Consider the following 14,109-nt stretch of genomic DNA (forward strand, 5'->3'; position numbering starts at 1 on the left):
GCCATCGGCGGCGCCTTGGACGTTCGGATGGCACCGATGCCGACCTTGTTGACCAGCCCGTCGCTCGCCAGTGCCGGGGCGCGGAGACATCCACCGCCAACATGCCAGGCGAGCTTGCCTGACCGGCCGTCTCCCCCCGCCGGACTCAGGCCGGCGATGCGCGTTCCCGTCCTGCCGTTGCGAGATAGAGAGCGGGCAGAAAGACCAGAGTGAGCAGTGTGGCCACCATCAGGCCACCCATGATGGCGAAGGCCATGGGGCCCCAGAAGACGGTGGGGGCGATGGGGATCATGCCGAGCACGGTCGATAGCGCCGTCAGCATGATCGGGGTGAAGCGGGCGCAGGAGGCGTCGATCACCGCCTCGCGCGCGTTCTTGCCGGCGGCGCGCTCGGATTCGATCTGACCTATGAGAATCACAGCGTTTTTTATGATCATCCCGATCAGCGCCAGCACGCCGAGGATGGCGACGAAGCCCAGCGGGCGCCCGGAAACCAGCAGCGCCAGAACCACGCCGATGAGTCCAAGGGGAGCGACGCTGACGACCAGTGAGGTCAGTGAGAAGCGCCTGAGCTGGAACATCAGGACGACAAGCATGATGAGGATCATCAGCGGCAGCACCGCCATGACGGAGGCCAGCGAGGCCGCGCTCTCCTCCACCGTGCCGCCGGTCTCGATGCGGTAGCCCGCCGGAAGGGTCTTCGCCAGGGCGTCGATCTCGGGCGCCAGCTGGCCCACCACCGTCTCCGGCAACTCGCCGGGCGCGATGTCGGACTGCACCGTCAGCGCGGGCAGCCGGTCGCGGCGCCACACCAGCGGATAGGTCTGTTCATAGTCGAAGCTGGCGAACTGGCTGAGCGGCACCGTCCGCCCGCTAGGCAGCGGCACTTCCAGCGTGCGCAGCGTGTCGAGCGAAACGCGCTGCTCGTCGGTGGCGCGCAGCATGACGTCCACGAGATAGATGTCGTCGCGCACCTGCGTGACCGGCGCGCCGCTGACGACGGTGTTCAGCACCGAGCCGATGGCCTCGGTGGAGAGGCCGAGCAGCCGTGCCTGGTCCTGATCGACGCGGATGCGAATCTCGCGCGCCGGCTCGATCCAGTCATAGTTCACCGCCCGCGTCAGCGGATCGGCGGCGATGACCTCGGCCAGTTTGAAGGCGATGTCGCGCACCTGCCCGAGATCGGGCCCGACCACGCGATACTGGATCGGCCAGCCGACCGGCGGGCCAAGCTCCAGCGGCGAGACGCGGCTCACCACATTGGGAAACTGCTCGGCCAGCAGCTTCGCCAGCTTGGCCTCCAGTCGCTGGCGCGCCTCCACATCCTTGGCCACGATCACCGCCTGGCCGAAGAAATCGTTGGGAAGCTGCGCGTTGAGCGGGAGATAGAAGCGGATCGCGCCGCGCCCGACATAGCCGCTCCAGCGTTCCACGTCGGGATCGTTCTTCAGCGCCGCGTCGAGCCGCGCCATGGCGCGCTCCGTGGCGTGGATCGAGGCGTTCTGCGGCAGTTGCAGGTCGACCAGCAGTTCCGGCCGGTCGGAGGACGGGAAGAACTGGCGTGGTATCAGCGGCAGCGCCAACACCGACAGGACGAAGAGGGCGAGCGTGATGGCGATGGTCAGCCAGCGGGCGGTGAGCGCCGCCGAGAGCAGGCGGCGATAGAGCCGCATGATCCGTCCCGGCCCCGTAGCAGCCTTTTTCGGGGGTTTCAGGACGACAAGGCCGATCAGCGGAGCAAAAACCACCGCCACCAGCCAGGAGACCAGCAGCGCGATCGTCACCACCGCGAACAAGGTGAAGGTGTATTCGCCCGCCGAGGAGGCGGCGAAGCCCACGGGAACGAAGCCGGCGATCGTCACCAGCGTTCCGGCCAGCATGGCGAAAGCGTAGGTCTTGAAGGCGTAGACCGCCGCGACCTCCTTAGGCTCGCCAGCCGCGAGGCGCCCGAGCGTGGCGTCGGTGGTGGTCATGGCGTCATCCACCATCAGCGCCAGCGCGATGATGAGCGCGCCGAGCGAAATGCGCTGCATGTCGATGTTGAGCAGCCACATGATGGCGAACACGCCCGCCAGCGTCAGCGGAATGGTCAGCGCCACCATGAGGCCGGCGCGCACGCCGAGCGCGATGAAGCTCACCACGAGGATGATGAGGATGGCCTGCCAGAGCGATTCCATGAACTCGAAGATGGCGTCGGCCACCGTCACCGCCTGGTCGGCGACCAGATGCGGCTCGATGCCGAGAGGCAATTCGGCCTTGATCGCTGCCATCGCGGCGTCGACATTGCGGCCGAGCTGGAGGATGTCGCCGCCCTCGCGCATGGCAATGGCAAGACCAATGGCCGGCTCGCCATTGGTGCGGAACAGCGGGCGCGGCGGGTCGGCATAGCCACGGCGCACGGTGGCGATGTCGGCGAGGCGCAGCATGCGCCCGTCCACGGCGAAATTGATGTTGGCGATGTCCTGTTCGGAGCCGAAGGCGCCGGTGACGTCGATGACCAGTTTCTCGTCGCCGGTCTGGATGGCACCGGCGGGCTGAACGACGTTCTGGGCCCGCAAGGCGGCGACGAGAGCGGAACGGTTGATGCTGAGATTGGCGAGATCGCGTACCGAGAATTCGACGAAGATCTGCTCGTCCTGCTCGCCCAGCAGCTCGATCTTGGCGACATCGGGCACATGCAGCAGCGCCGAGCGGGCCCGCTCGACATAATCGCGCAGTTCGCGATGGGTGAAGCCGTCGGCGGTAAAGCCGTAGATGAGGCCGAACGTGTCGCCGAACTCGTCGTTGAAGCCCGGCCCGACTACCCCGCGCGGCAGGGTGTGGGCCATGTCGCCGACGCTCTTGCGGACATGATACCAGACGTCCGGCACCTCCTCGGCGGTGGTGCTGCCTTTCAGATTGACGAAGATGGTGGTGATGCCGGGGCGCGTGTAGCTGCGGATGAAGTCGAGATGCGGCGTTTCCTGCAGCGTCCGCTCCAGCCGCTCGGTGACCTGCTGGAGCGTGTCCTCGATGCCGGCGCCGGGCCACGCCGCCTGCACCACCATGGTCTTGATGATGAATGAGGGGTCCTCGGCCCGGCCGAGCCGCGTATAGGCGAACACGCCGGCAACCACCACCGCCAACATGAAGAACAGGACCAGCGAACGTTCCCGGACGGCCCATTCCGACAGGTTGAACCGCATCACGACCCCGCCCCGAGCAGACGCACCTTCTGGCCGGGGTGAAGTGCCTGAACACCCGCCGTCACCACGACGTCGCCGGGGCTGAGCCCCGACTCGACGGCGATACTGGCCTGCGAGAAGCGGCGCAGCTCGATGTTGCGCAGTGCCACCGTTCCGGTGACGGGATCGACCACCCAGACGGCCGGCCGCTCATTGACCGCCGTGAGGGCGGAGGCCGGGAGTTCGATTGCGGCGGTTGCGCCAAGTTCGACGCGGCCGATGACGGTGGAGCCGAGCCGCATCGCGGCGGGCGGGTTGTCGAGGCCGACGCGCACGCGGAAGGTGCGGGTGACCGGATCCGCCTGCGGCGCCACCTCGCGCACCCGTCCGGTGGCGGTCACGCCGGGGTCGTCGCTCAGGGTGATGGTGATAACCTGATCGGCCGATGCCGAGCGCAGGATGTTCGCGGGGACATCGAACACTGCGTCGCGCCCGCCCTGCCGCGCAAGCTGGAGGATCATCTGCCCGGCCTGCACCACCTCGCCGGGCTCGGCGCCGCGCGCCGTCACCGTGCCGGCGGCATCAGCGACCAGATCGGTGTAGCTGACATTGTCCTGGGCGATCTTGAGCTGGGCCTCGGCATTGTCCACCCCCGATTGCGCCGCCTGCAGCGCGGTTCGGGCGGCATCATGATTCGCCTGCGTGGTGAAGCCGTTGCCAAGCAGCTGCTCCTGCCGGCCGAAGGTGTTGGCCGCGGTGACGAGCTGGCTCTCCGCCGCCGCCAGCGCCGCTTGCGCCGAGCGCAGCGCGTTAAGCGCATTTTGCGGATCGAGCCGGGCGACGACCTGACCGGCCTTGACCTGATCGCCGACATTGGCGCTGCGTTCGATCATCCGACCGGAAACGCGGAAGGCGAGCGACGCCTCGTCCTGCGCCAGCACCTCGCCGGTGAAGGAGGCGACCTGCCCGCCCATGACCTTCTCGACCGTGACGACACGCACCGGCCGGGGCGCAGGAGCTTCGACTTCGGCCTCTTCCCCGCATCCCGCGAGGAGCAGGCTCGCGCCGAGCATCACGACAATCGCCAAGGGTCTTACCGTCGTCGTCATTCTGGTTCCGTCCCTTCGCAAATCCAGCCCAGCCGTCAGGATATGACGATGCGTGAGGTGACCATTCGCGATAGCGCGAAGGGGTCATCGCATTGTGACATCCCGCCCACCGTCGGCAAGCGGGACAACTATACTTGGCCACCGGGGCGAGGAAACCGACATGACGTCCCGTTTCTATGCGTTCCGTTCCGGCAGTCGGCGGTTTTGCGTGGGATGCGCACGACAGCGGCGTCCGCCATATTGCCTTGGGACCGCATCGCTCGGCACAGTAGCGCGGATCGGCGGCCGCGCGGCGGTGGTCGTCATCATCACGCGGGAGGACGCCCCCGATGCCACGCCTCTTGCGCCTGCCTGAATCGTTGCGTCGCGGGGCACCGCGTGCGTTCGCCTTCTTCGCGCTCTGGCTCATACTGCATGGCGGCGGGCGGGCCGGTCTCGCCGTCGGCGCGCTGACCGCGATCGCCGCGTCATGGCTCAGCCTCGTGCTGCTGCGGCCCGGCGGACGGCCGGTCGCCATCGGCGCGCTGGTCCGGCTGGCTCTGCGCTTTCCCGGGCAATCGCTGCTCGCCGGCCTCGACGTCGCGCGTCGGGCGCTCGCGCCATCCCTGCCGCTGCGGCCCGGCCTCGTGCCCTGCCCGACCCGTCTTGCCGCGGGCACCGGCCGCGACGCCTTCCACGCCTATCTGAGCCTCCAGCCGGGCACCTTGCCGGTGGTGATGCGCGACGAGGCCACGCTGCTGGTCCATGCGCTCGACCTCGACCAGCCGGTCGCCGCCGCCGTCGCCGCCGGAGAGGCCGATTTTTCTCGCATCCGAGGGAACGCCGATGGCTGAGCTGCTGACCGCCGCCGCCCTGATCCTCCTCCTGCTGATCGCCTGCGGCCTCGTCTGGCTGCTGCGGGCGCCGAGCGCCGCCGATCGCCTGATGGCCGTTCAGCTCGCCGGCACCGGTGGCACGGCGGTGGCCGCGCTGCTCGCCGTGGCACAGGGCGTCGCCGCCATCCTCGACGTCGCGCTCACCCTCGCTTTGCTTGCCGCCTTCGCCTGCGCCGCGCTGTTCGCCGCCGCCCCGGCCGACCCGGCGGACGAGACGCGGGAGCTGTCATGAGCGTGCTGATCGACCTGTTTACCCTGATGGCCGTGGGGTCGGGGCTGCTCTTCTTCCTCGCGGGCACAATCGGGCTGCTGCGCTTTCCCGATGCGCTGTCGCGCCTGCACGCCTTGACCAAGGCCGACAATCTCGGCCTCGGGCTGATCGTGCTGGGGCTGATGCCGCAGGCGGGCAGCGCGCTCGGCGCGTTGAAGCTGCTGGTGATCTGGCTTCTCGCGCTGTTTGCCGGCGCGGTCGCCAGCCAGATGATCGCGCGGCTGGTGCAGGGCGGGCGGGGATGCGGGCGGGGATGATGAACGCGAGTTTGGACGCCGTTCTGGTCGTCACCCTGCTGGCGGTGGCGCTGTTCAGCGTGCTTGCGCGGCAGGCGCGCGCGGCGGTGATCGGTTTCATCGCCTTCGGCCTGCTGCTCGCCCTCGCCTGGGTTCGCCTCGGCGCGGTCGACGTGGCGCTGACCGAGGCGGCCATCGGCGCCCTGACCGCCCCGCTGCTGCTCGGCGCCAGCGCCTTCGCCGGCACGGAGAAGCCGGCCTCTCCCCCGCTGCGCCTCGCCCTCGCCGCTCTCTGCGCCCTCATCGCCGGCACTCTCGCTGTCATCGTCCTTGCCGCACCGGAGCCGGCGCCGAGCCTCGCCATGCAGGCTGTGGCGCCGCTCGGCGCGCTCGACCTCGGCAATGCGGTGACCGCCGTGCTGCTCGCCTATCGGGCGCTCGACACATTGCTGGAGACCGTCGTCGTGTTGCTGGCGCTGATCGGCATCTGGTCGCTGGCGCATGACGAGAACTGGCGCGATGCGCCCGCCTCGCCGGCCGCGCCGAGCCCGCCGCTGGACCTGCTCGCCCGCGTCCTGCCGCCGGTCGGGCTTGTCGTCGCCATGCATCTGCTCTGGGTCGGCGCCGACGCGCCGGGTGGCAAGTTCCAGGCGGCGACGCTGATCGCCGCCATGGGCCTGCTGCTGATGATGGCCGGCCTGACGCCGCCGCCGGCACTCGGCGACGCGCGGCTGCGCGCGCTTGTGGTGGCCGGACCGGCGGTCTTCCTCGCCATCGGCTTGGCCGGCTTCCTTTTCCCCGGCAGCTTCCTCGCCTATCCCGACGGATGGGCGAAGCCGCTGATCATCGTCATCGAGATGGCCCTGACCGTCTCCATCGCGCTCATGCTCCTGCTGATGCTCCTCGGCCCGGGCGCGCGGAAGCCATCCGCATGACCGGCGCGTCTCTCTTCGGCCTCGCGGCCTGCGTGCTGATCGGTCTCGGCCTTTACGGCGTGCTCGCCCACGCCGCGCCGCTGCGCCGCGTGCTGTCCTTCAACCTGCTGGGTGCCGGCGTCTTCCTGCTGTTCGGGGTCGCCGCGCGCAGGGGTGCGGCGGCCGGCCTGCCGGGGGATCCCGTGCCGCAGGCGCTGGTCATCACCGGCATCGTCGTCGCCTTCGCCGCGACGGCGCTGGCACTCATGCTGCTGCGCCGCCTCACCGCCCTCAGAGCCGCCGAGCGAGCCGCCGACGGGCTCCGCGACGATCCGAAGGGGCGCTGAGATGGGCATGGCAACAACGACCGGTCCGCTCCTCGTGCTTGCCGTCGTCGTGCCGGTCATCGGCATGCTGGCCCTGCTGGTGATGCCGTTTCTGGGCATAAGGCGGCCGGCGACCGTGGCGCTCGCCGTGGTCGCCGTCGGCGTCGCCATTGCGAGCGCGATCGGCATCGACCTCGTTCGCTCGAAGGAGGCGATCGTCTATGTGGTGGGCGGGTGGGCGCCGCCGCTCGGCCTCCAGCTGCGCGCCGACGGCCTCTCGGGCGTGATGATGGCGATGGCGGCGCTCGTCATTGCGGCCGTCGCCCTCTATGCCCGGCCGCAATTCGACATGGCCGAGGACGCCCCCGGCGGGCGTCGCGCCTTCGCCTTCTGGTCGCTGCTGATGGGGCTGTGGAGCGCGCTCAACCTCGTCTTCCTCGGCGAGGATCTGTTCAACCTGTTCGTCGCGCTGGAGCTGCTGACCTTTGCCGCGGTGCCGCTGGTCTGCCTCGATGGCAAGGCGGAGACCATCGAGGCGGCGCTGCGCTACCTCGTCTTCGCGCTCATCGGCTCGGCGCTCTATCTGCTGGGCACCGCGATCCTCTATGGCCAATATGGCACGCTCGACATCGGCACCCTGCACGGCCGGGCGTCGGCCAACCTCGCCACCCACGCCGCCATTGCGCTGATGATCGGCGGGCTGATGGCCAAGGCGGCACTGTTCCCGCTGCATCTGTGGCTGCCGCCGGCCCATGCCGGCGCACCGGCGCCGGCAAGCGCGGTGCTGTCCGCGCTGGTGGTGAAAGCGCCGTTCTTCATCATCCTCCGGCTGTGGTTCGACGTGCTGCCGGAGCCGCCGAGCGAGGCGGCGGCTCGGGTGCTGGCCCTGCTCGGCGCGGCGGCGATCCTGGTGTGCAGCGTCGTCGCGCTGCGGCAGCGGCGGCTGAAGCTGATGATCGCCTATTCCACCGTGGCGCAGATCGGCTATCTGTTCCTGATGTTCATCCTGATCGAGCCGGGGGTCGCGCCCTGGACGACGATCGGCTGGACCGGGGGCATGTTGCAGCTTATCTCGCACGCCCTCGCCAAGGCGGCGATGTTCCTCGCCGCCGGACTGATCGCCGAGGCGCTGGGCCATGACCGCATCGCCGACCTCGCCGGGGCCGGGCGCACTGTCCCGGTCAGCGTGTTCGCCTTCGGTCTTGCCGGCCTCTCGCTGATGGGACTGCCGCCCAGCGGCGGCTTCATCGCCAAGCTGCTGCTGCTTAACGCCGCCATCCTGAGCGGGGCGTGGTGGGTCGCTATCGTCATCAGCGTCGGCGGCCTGCTCGCGGCCGCCTATGTCGCGCGCGTGCTCAAACGCGCCATGGCCGCGCCCGCAACCGCCATCGAGACGCGCGCGGTGGCGCGTGAACGCGAATGGCCGGCGCTGGGCCTTGCGCTCTGCGCCGTGGCGCTCGGTTTCGTGCCGCTGCAGCCGCTCGACATGCTTGCCATTGGCCGTGGGGCGCTGCCGTGAGGAGCGGAACATGACGCCTGCCGGAGCCCTGCTCGCCGCCGCGCTCGCCACGCCGCTCGCCTTCGTCGCGCTCTGCCTGCTGCCCGGCTTCCGCCGGCGCGTGTTCGATCTGCTGCCGCTGGCACCGCTGCCGGCGCTGGTGGCGGCCGTGGCGGCGCCCGGCGGGTCGCTGCTGCTGGCGCCGGCGCCGATGCGCCTGGTGCTGGCGCTTGACGAGCCCGGTGCGATGCTGCTCGGCGGCGCGGCGCTGCTGTGGGCCGCCGCCGGCCTCTATGCCCGCACCTACATGGCCACGGACCCGACGCGCATCGGCTTCGCCGTCTGGTGGCTGCTGACACTTGCGGGCAGCCTCGGCGTGTTCATCGTCGCGGACATGACCAGCTTCTACCTCATGTTCTCCCTCGTCAGCCTCGCCGCCTATGGCCTCGTCGCGCATGAGGGCACGCCGCGCGCGGAGAGCGCCAGCCTGATCTACATGGCGCTGGCGGTGCTGGGCGAAGCCTTCCTGCTGCTCGGCTTCGTGCTGCTGGCCACCGCCGGGCCGACGGGAAATCCGTTGATCGCCGACGCAGTGGCGTCGCTGCCCGCCTCACCCTGGCGGGACGCGACGCTGGCGCTGCTGATTCTCGGCTTCGGCCTCAAGATGGGCCTCGTACCGCTGCATGTGTGGATGCCGCTGGCCCATCCGGTCGCGCCCATGCCGGCCTCGGCGGTGCTGAGCGGCATCATCGTCAAGGCGGGGGTGATCGGGCTGGTCCGCTTCCTGCCATTTGACCAGCCCGCCGCCGATTGGGGCACGGCCCTCATCGTGCTGGGGCTGTTCACCGCCTATTACGGCGTCGCCATCGGCATCACCCAGAGCCACCCGAAGACCGTGCTGGCCTATTCCACCGTGAGCCAGATGGGCCTGGTGGCCGCGATCATCGGCGCCGGGCTGGAACTGGGCGCTGCCGGTGTGTCCCGGCTCGCGGCCTATTACGCGCTTCACCACATGCTGGTGAAGGGCGCACTCTTCATGGGCGTCGGGGTCATGGCCGCGACGGGGGCGCGGCACCGGACCCTGGCGCTGGGCGTGATGGCGGTGATGGCCCTCAGCCTCGCCGGCCTGCCGCTGACCAGCGGCGCGCTGGCCAAATACGCCGCCAAGGGACCGCTGGGTGACGGCCTCGCGGGCACGCTCGCGGCGCTGTCGGCCGCCGGCAGCGCCTTGCTGATGCTGCACTTTCTGCGGCTGGTCGCGAAAACCGCGCCCGTGCGGGCAGATGCCGTCGCCGGCTGGGGCCTGCGTGCGCCATGGCTGGCAACGGCCGCCGCCTCGCTATTCGCGGGCTGGATGCTGTTCGCGCCCGCGATCGGCTATGCGCCTGCAAGCGCCCTCGCTCCCGCCGCGCTGTGGGACGCGACATGGCCGCTGCTCCTCGGCGGGCTGCTGGCGTTCGGCCTTGCCCGCTCAGGCATTGGGTTGCCAAAAATCCCCGAGGGCGATGTGGCGGCGCTGGCGATGTGCGCCCTGCCGGCGGTCCGCCGCATCGGCGATGGGGCGGAGCGGCTCGATGCCGCCCTGCGCCGCTGGCCGGTTGCCGGTCTGGCGCTGATGGCGATCGTGCTCATCCTGGGAGCGACGCTTGGCACCGCGCGCTGATCGTCCCCCGGCGATCCCTCAGAAGCTGCCGGCGAACGAGCCCAGCGCAATCACCGCCACCAGTGCCACCAGGGCGCCAACGATAGCCACCATGATGATGTCGAGATAGCTCTGCCGCGGCGTCACCCCGCAGACGGCGAGCAGCGTCACCACGGCGCCGCTGTGCGGCAGGCTGTCGAGCGTGCCCGCACTCATCACCGCCACACGGTGGAGCAGCGCGGGTTCGATGCCGAGCGCGCCGGCCCGTTCCAGAAATACCGGTCCCAGCGCGTCGAGCGCGATGGTGAGCCCGCCCGAGGCCGAGCCGGTGAGCGCGGCAAGGATGTTGGTCGCCACCGCCAGCGATACCAGCGGCCCGCCGTCGATGGACAGAACCCAGTCGCGCACCAGCGCAAAGGCCGGCAGCGCCGCCACCACGGCGCCGAAGCCGACCAGGCTCGCCACCGAGAAGATGGGTAGGACCGAGGCGTTGGCGCCAGCGTCCATGGTCTCGCGCAGCTTTGGCAGGTGCCGCCAATTGATGATGAGTGTCGCCAGTATCGCCACGAGCAGCGCCACCGCCACCGACCACACGCCGGAGACGGCGGACAGGGGGATGCCGCCCCAGCGCGCCTCGGCCAGAAACGCGAAATCGAGGCGCGGCAGAAGCACGAAGGACATCAGCAGATTGACGATGATGACCAGTGCCAGCGGCAGCGCCGCCAGCGCGATGGAGGGACGCTCCACGCTCTGGTGGCCATGGCCGATCTCGGCCGGATCGAACTCGCGCGCCGTGGTCGCCCGCTCGCGCAGCATCGGGTCGTCGAGAGCGGCGTTCACCGTCGCGGTGCCGTCGCCGAACCCCTCGCCCGCCCGCCGGGCCGCCGCCTCGGCGCGGGCCAGCCACCACAGGCCGAAGCCGAGCATGATGGCGGAGGCGATGAGGCCGAGCCCCGGCGCGGCGAAGGGCGTGGTGCCGAAGAACGGCATGGGAATGGCGTTCTGGATCGCCGGCGTGCCGGGCAGGGCCATCATGGTGAAGGTGAAGGTGCCGAGCGCGATGGCCGGCGCCATCAGCCGGCGCGGAATGTCGGCCGTACGGAACAGCGCCTGCGCCATCGGCGCCAGCACGAACAGCGCGACGAACAGGCTGACGCCGCCATAGGTGACGATGGCACCCGCCAGCACGACGGCGAGGATGGCGCGCTGCGCCCCCAGCTTCGCGGTCATGAACTCGGCGATGGCCGAGACCGAGCCGCTGTCCTCCATCAGCTTGCCGAACAGCGCGCCGAGCAGGAACAGCGGAAAGAACTGGCCGACAAAGCTCGCCGCGCTACTCATGAAAGTCTGCGTCCAGCTGGCGAGCAGCGGCTCGCCGGACAGGAGCGCGGCAATCAGCGCCGCGAGCGGCGCCAGCAGCAGCACGCTCCAGCCGCGATAGGCGAACCAGACGAGAAGACCAAGGCCGAGCAGGATGCCGATGAGGCCCATGGCTCACACCCCTTCGAGCAGCACGTCGAGATTGACCGAAGATCGCTTGCCGATGTTATCCGCATCGGCCTCCAGGAAAGCGTCGGCGGCCTTGCGGCCCTCGTCCCTTAGCAGGCTAAGGAACTCCCATTCGGCGTTGAGCTTGGAGGAATAGCCGAGCGTGTCCATGATGGAATTGCGCACGAGGTGGACGCGCATCTTCGCCCATTGCGCCCCCTCGCTATTGCCGGGATCGGCGACCTGCCGCAGCAGGGCGATCATCCGCAGTTCCTTCAGCAGCACGGCGTTGAACGAGACTTCGTTGAGCCGGTTGAGGATTTCCGACGCGGTGCGCGGCGTGCCGGGCCGCTCCACCGGGTTGATCGGGATGAGAATGGTGTCGTCGGATGTCAATTCACGCACCAGCGGCGTCATGGTCGGGTTGCCGGAATAGCCGCCGTCCCAATAGCCCTCGCCGTCGATCTCCACCGCCTGGAACAAGGTGGGCAGGCAGGCCGAGGCGAGCAGCACGTCGGGCGTGATCTCAGCATTGCGAAACACCCGGCCGCGCCCGGTGCGCACATTGGTGGCGGTGATGAACAGCTTGACCGGCGACGTCCTCAGCCGGTCGAAGTCGATCGCCTTTTCCAGAATGGCGCGCAGCGGGTTGGCGCCGCCGGGATTGAGGTCATAGGGCGAATACAGCCGCGACATCAGATCCATGGTGACGAAAAGCGGCGAATGATCGAGCGTCCAGCGGCCCAGCAGCACATCGAGCGGACCGCGCTGGAACGGGCTGAAGCGTGCCGCGTCGGCGACATGGCGCCAATAGGCGTCGAGCGCCGCCCGGGCGCCCTCCCGCCCGCCCGCGGCGTAGCCATCCGCCATCACCGCCGCGTTCATCGCCCCGGCGGAGGTGCCCGAAATGCCCTCGATCTCCAGCCACTTCTCCTCAAGCAGCCGGTCCAGCACGCCCCAGGTGAAGGCGCCGTGCGAGCCACCGCCCTGCAGGGCGAGATCGATGAGGACGGGTTCCCGTTCTGTACCGGCCTCGGGCTCCATGACATCGAGCGGCTGTCGGCGGGGCGCGGCGGATTTCGGACGTCGCATGGGCGCCACCTTTCTGAACCGGACAGGGTATATCGGTAGCAGCCGCCTTGCTGCATCGCAACATTCTTCGACGACGCCAGGGCCGTGAATCAAGGTCGCTTCTCTGCGAACGCCGGCTGTGCTTGTGTACCGCCGTCGCGTCTCCAGGCCCTCCGAGGTGGCATGTCTGCACCGCCCTACCCGCCCCCGCCGGCCATGGCCGTTTCGAGGTGAAGCCGGCCGGGCTTGAGCCGACGGCGAAGCGGCGGCGGCGAGCCTTCGTCGGCGTTCTGCTGTGCAATGTGCTCGAATGGTACGACTTCGTCATTTACGGGCTGCTTGCTGTTTACCTTTCGCAAGTCTTCTTCCCGCTGCAGGACGACACTGTTGCATTGCTGGCGACGCTCGCTGTGTTTGGCGCCAGCTTCGTCATGCGCCCGCTGGGCGGGCTGGTGCTCGGCGGCCTCGGCGACAGCCGGGGCCGCAAGCCCGCCCTCATGATCACCGCCGTGCTGATGGCGGTGGGGACCCTTGCCATCGGCGTCCTGCCGTCCTTCGAGGCGATCGGTGTGCTCGCGCCGGTGCTGCTACTCGCGGCACGGCTGGTTCAGGGCTTTTCGGCCGGCGGGGAATGGGGCATCGCCAACGCCTTCCTGCTCGAAACGTCGCCCGAGGGCCGGCGCGGCTTCTCCACCAGCTTTCTCTCGGTGACCGTGGCTCTGGGCAGCGGCCTCGCCAGCGCGGTTGCCGCGGTACTCGTCAGCACGCTTTCGCCCGAGACCATGGAAGACTGGGGATGGCGCCTGCCTTTCCTCCTTGGCGGGTCGCTGGGGATCGTGGCGCTGTGGCTTCGCACCGGTATCGACGAGACGCCGGTCTATAGCCGGGAACAGGCGGCAAGGGCTTCCACAGTCACGGTGCTGCGGCGGATACGCCGCCCCAGCCTGACCGTGCTCGGCTTCACCATGCACTGGACGGTCTGTTACTATGTCTTCCTCATCTACATGCCGCTGTTCACCCAGAGGCATGCCGGGTTGAGCGCGGCGCAGGCCACGTGGTCGAACACCATCTGCATCGCCGCCATCATCCTGCTCGTGCCCTTCATCGGCCGGCTGTCCGACCGCTATGGCCGCCGGCCGTTCCTGCTATGCTCCTGCCTTCTGGTCCTGGCGCTGGTGGTTCCGGCGATGTGGGTTATCGTCGCCTTTGAAAGCTTCCCGCTGGTGGTCGGGGTTCAATTGCTGTTCGGCGTCGCCATTGCACTCTATTCGGGACCGGGCCCGGCGGTTGTGGCCGAACTGTTCTCAACGCCCGACCGGTCGCGCTGGTCGTCAGTGTCCTATGCGATGGCGGCGGCCATCTTCGGCGGCTTTGCCCCCTTCATCGCCGTCTGGCTGACCGCGATGCTGGACAATCCACTGGCGCCCGCGGGCTATGTCATCATCGCCGCCGGGACCAGCCTTCTGGTGATCTGGCACATGCCGGAGACGGCGCACAGGCCCATCTCCTGAGATCC

At 69.3% G+C, this 14,109-nt stretch carries 12 protein-coding genes; 8 read left to right on the forward strand and 4 right to left on the reverse strand.

Features of this window, described 5'->3' with window-relative positions:
* Positions 1-145: 145 nt before the first annotated feature.
* Both KIP89_RS07270 and KIP89_RS07275 read right to left on the reverse strand, forming a co-directional pair.
* Positions 146-3,184 (reverse strand): efflux RND transporter permease subunit, encoded by a 3,039-nt coding sequence (locus tag KIP89_RS07270; RefSeq protein WP_213755421.1) that lies wholly within the window; start codon positions 3,182-3,184, stop codon positions 146-148.
* On the reverse strand, positions 3,184-4,272 hold the full coding sequence (locus tag KIP89_RS07275) for an efflux RND transporter periplasmic adaptor subunit (protein ID WP_213754738.1): 1,089 nt from the start codon (positions 4,270-4,272) through the stop codon (positions 3,184-3,186). The genes KIP89_RS07270 and KIP89_RS07275 overlap by 1 nt, the downstream gene beginning before the upstream one ends.
* Before the next feature lie 329 nt (positions 4,273-4,601).
* Between KIP89_RS07275 and KIP89_RS07280 the strand changes: the two genes are divergently transcribed.
* Genes KIP89_RS07280 through KIP89_RS07310 form a run of 7 tightly spaced genes read left to right on the forward strand, consistent with a single transcriptional unit; the run spans position 4,602 to position 10,055 of the window.
* The gene (locus KIP89_RS07280) at positions 4,602-5,105 is read left to right on the forward strand and encodes a Na+/H+ antiporter subunit E (protein WP_213754739.1); all 504 of its coding nucleotides are present in this window, start codon (positions 4,602-4,604) and stop codon (positions 5,103-5,105) included.
* Positions 5,098-5,379 (forward strand): monovalent cation/H+ antiporter complex subunit F, encoded by a 282-nt coding sequence (locus tag KIP89_RS07285; RefSeq protein ID WP_213754740.1) that lies wholly within the window; start codon positions 5,098-5,100, stop codon positions 5,377-5,379. The genes KIP89_RS07280 and KIP89_RS07285 overlap by 8 nt, the downstream gene beginning before the upstream one ends.
* Positions 5,376-5,675, forward strand: a complete 300-nt coding sequence (locus KIP89_RS07290; protein ID WP_213754741.1) for a cation:proton antiporter — start codon at positions 5,376-5,378, stop codon at positions 5,673-5,675. The genes KIP89_RS07285 and KIP89_RS07290 overlap by 4 nt, the downstream gene beginning before the upstream one ends.
* Positions 5,672-6,589, forward strand: coding sequence for a hydrogenase subunit MbhD domain-containing protein (locus tag KIP89_RS07295; RefSeq protein WP_213754742.1), 918 nt, complete (start codon positions 5,672-5,674; stop codon positions 6,587-6,589). The genes KIP89_RS07290 and KIP89_RS07295 overlap by 4 nt, the downstream gene beginning before the upstream one ends.
* A complete protein-coding gene (locus tag KIP89_RS07300) occupies positions 6,586-6,915 on the forward strand; it encodes an NADH-quinone oxidoreductase subunit K (RefSeq protein WP_213754743.1) in 330 nt (109 codons plus the stop codon). The genes KIP89_RS07295 and KIP89_RS07300 overlap by 4 nt, the downstream gene beginning before the upstream one ends.
* 7 nt (positions 6,916-6,922) lie before the next feature.
* Positions 6,923-8,413, forward strand: coding sequence for a complex I subunit 5 family protein (locus KIP89_RS07305; protein WP_250152262.1), 1,491 nt, complete (start codon positions 6,923-6,925; stop codon positions 8,411-8,413).
* A 10-nt stretch (positions 8,414-8,423) separates the two neighbouring features.
* Positions 8,424-10,055, forward strand: coding sequence for a complex I subunit 5 family protein (locus KIP89_RS07310; RefSeq protein WP_213754745.1), 1,632 nt, complete (start codon positions 8,424-8,426; stop codon positions 10,053-10,055).
* An 18-nt stretch (positions 10,056-10,073) separates the two neighbouring features.
* On the opposite strand, the gene KIP89_RS07315 is transcribed toward KIP89_RS07310, so the two are convergent.
* Both KIP89_RS07315 and KIP89_RS07320 read right to left on the reverse strand, forming a co-directional pair.
* Complete coding sequence (locus KIP89_RS07315; protein ID WP_213754746.1) at positions 10,074-11,525, reverse strand: GntP family permease; 1,452 nt, start codon at positions 11,523-11,525, stop codon at positions 10,074-10,076.
* A 3-nt stretch (positions 11,526-11,528) separates the two neighbouring features.
* Entirely contained in the window at positions 11,529-12,566 is a 1,038-nt protein-coding gene (locus tag KIP89_RS07320; protein WP_213755422.1) for a patatin-like phospholipase family protein, read from the reverse strand.
* Positions 12,567-12,823: 257 nt separating this feature from the next.
* On the opposite strand from KIP89_RS07320, the gene KIP89_RS07325 reads away from it, so the two are divergent.
* Complete coding sequence (locus KIP89_RS07325) at positions 12,824-14,104, forward strand: MFS transporter (RefSeq protein ID WP_213754747.1); 1,281 nt, start codon at positions 12,824-12,826, stop codon at positions 14,102-14,104.
* The last annotated feature ends 5 nt before the right edge of the window (positions 14,105-14,109 follow it).

Source organism: Ancylobacter radicis, from assembly GCF_018449475.1.
Lineage (GTDB): Bacteria > Pseudomonadota > Alphaproteobacteria > Rhizobiales > Xanthobacteraceae > Ancylobacter > Ancylobacter radicis.

Excerpts from the sequence above, each read along its gene's own strand:
- KIP89_RS07270 (WP_213755421.1), bottom strand. The coding sequence starts at position 3,184 with ATGCGGTTCAACCTGTCGGAATGGGCCGTCCGGGAACGTTCGCTGGTC.
- KIP89_RS07275 (WP_213754738.1), bottom strand. The coding sequence starts at position 4,272 with ATGACGACGACGGTAAGACCCTTGGCGATTGTCGTGATGCTCGGCGCG.
- KIP89_RS07280 (WP_213754739.1), top strand. The coding sequence starts at position 4,602 with ATGCCACGCCTCTTGCGCCTGCCTGAATCGTTGCGTCGCGGGGCACCG.
- KIP89_RS07285 (WP_213754740.1), top strand. The coding sequence starts at position 5,098 with ATGGCTGAGCTGCTGACCGCCGCCGCCCTGATCCTCCTCCTGCTGATC.
- KIP89_RS07290 (WP_213754741.1), top strand. The coding sequence starts at position 5,376 with ATGAGCGTGCTGATCGACCTGTTTACCCTGATGGCCGTGGGGTCGGGG.
- KIP89_RS07295 (WP_213754742.1), top strand. The coding sequence starts at position 5,672 with ATGATGAACGCGAGTTTGGACGCCGTTCTGGTCGTCACCCTGCTGGCG.
- KIP89_RS07300 (WP_213754743.1), top strand. The coding sequence starts at position 6,586 with ATGACCGGCGCGTCTCTCTTCGGCCTCGCGGCCTGCGTGCTGATCGGT.
- KIP89_RS07305 (WP_250152262.1), top strand. The coding sequence starts at position 6,923 with ATGGCAACAACGACCGGTCCGCTCCTCGTGCTTGCCGTCGTCGTGCCG.
- KIP89_RS07310 (WP_213754745.1), top strand. The coding sequence starts at position 8,424 with ATGACGCCTGCCGGAGCCCTGCTCGCCGCCGCGCTCGCCACGCCGCTC.
- KIP89_RS07315 (WP_213754746.1), bottom strand. The coding sequence starts at position 11,525 with ATGGGCCTCATCGGCATCCTGCTCGGCCTTGGTCTTCTCGTCTGGTTC.
- KIP89_RS07320 (WP_213755422.1), bottom strand. The coding sequence starts at position 12,566 with ATGGAGCCCGAGGCCGGTACAGAACGGGAACCCGTCCTCATCGATCTC.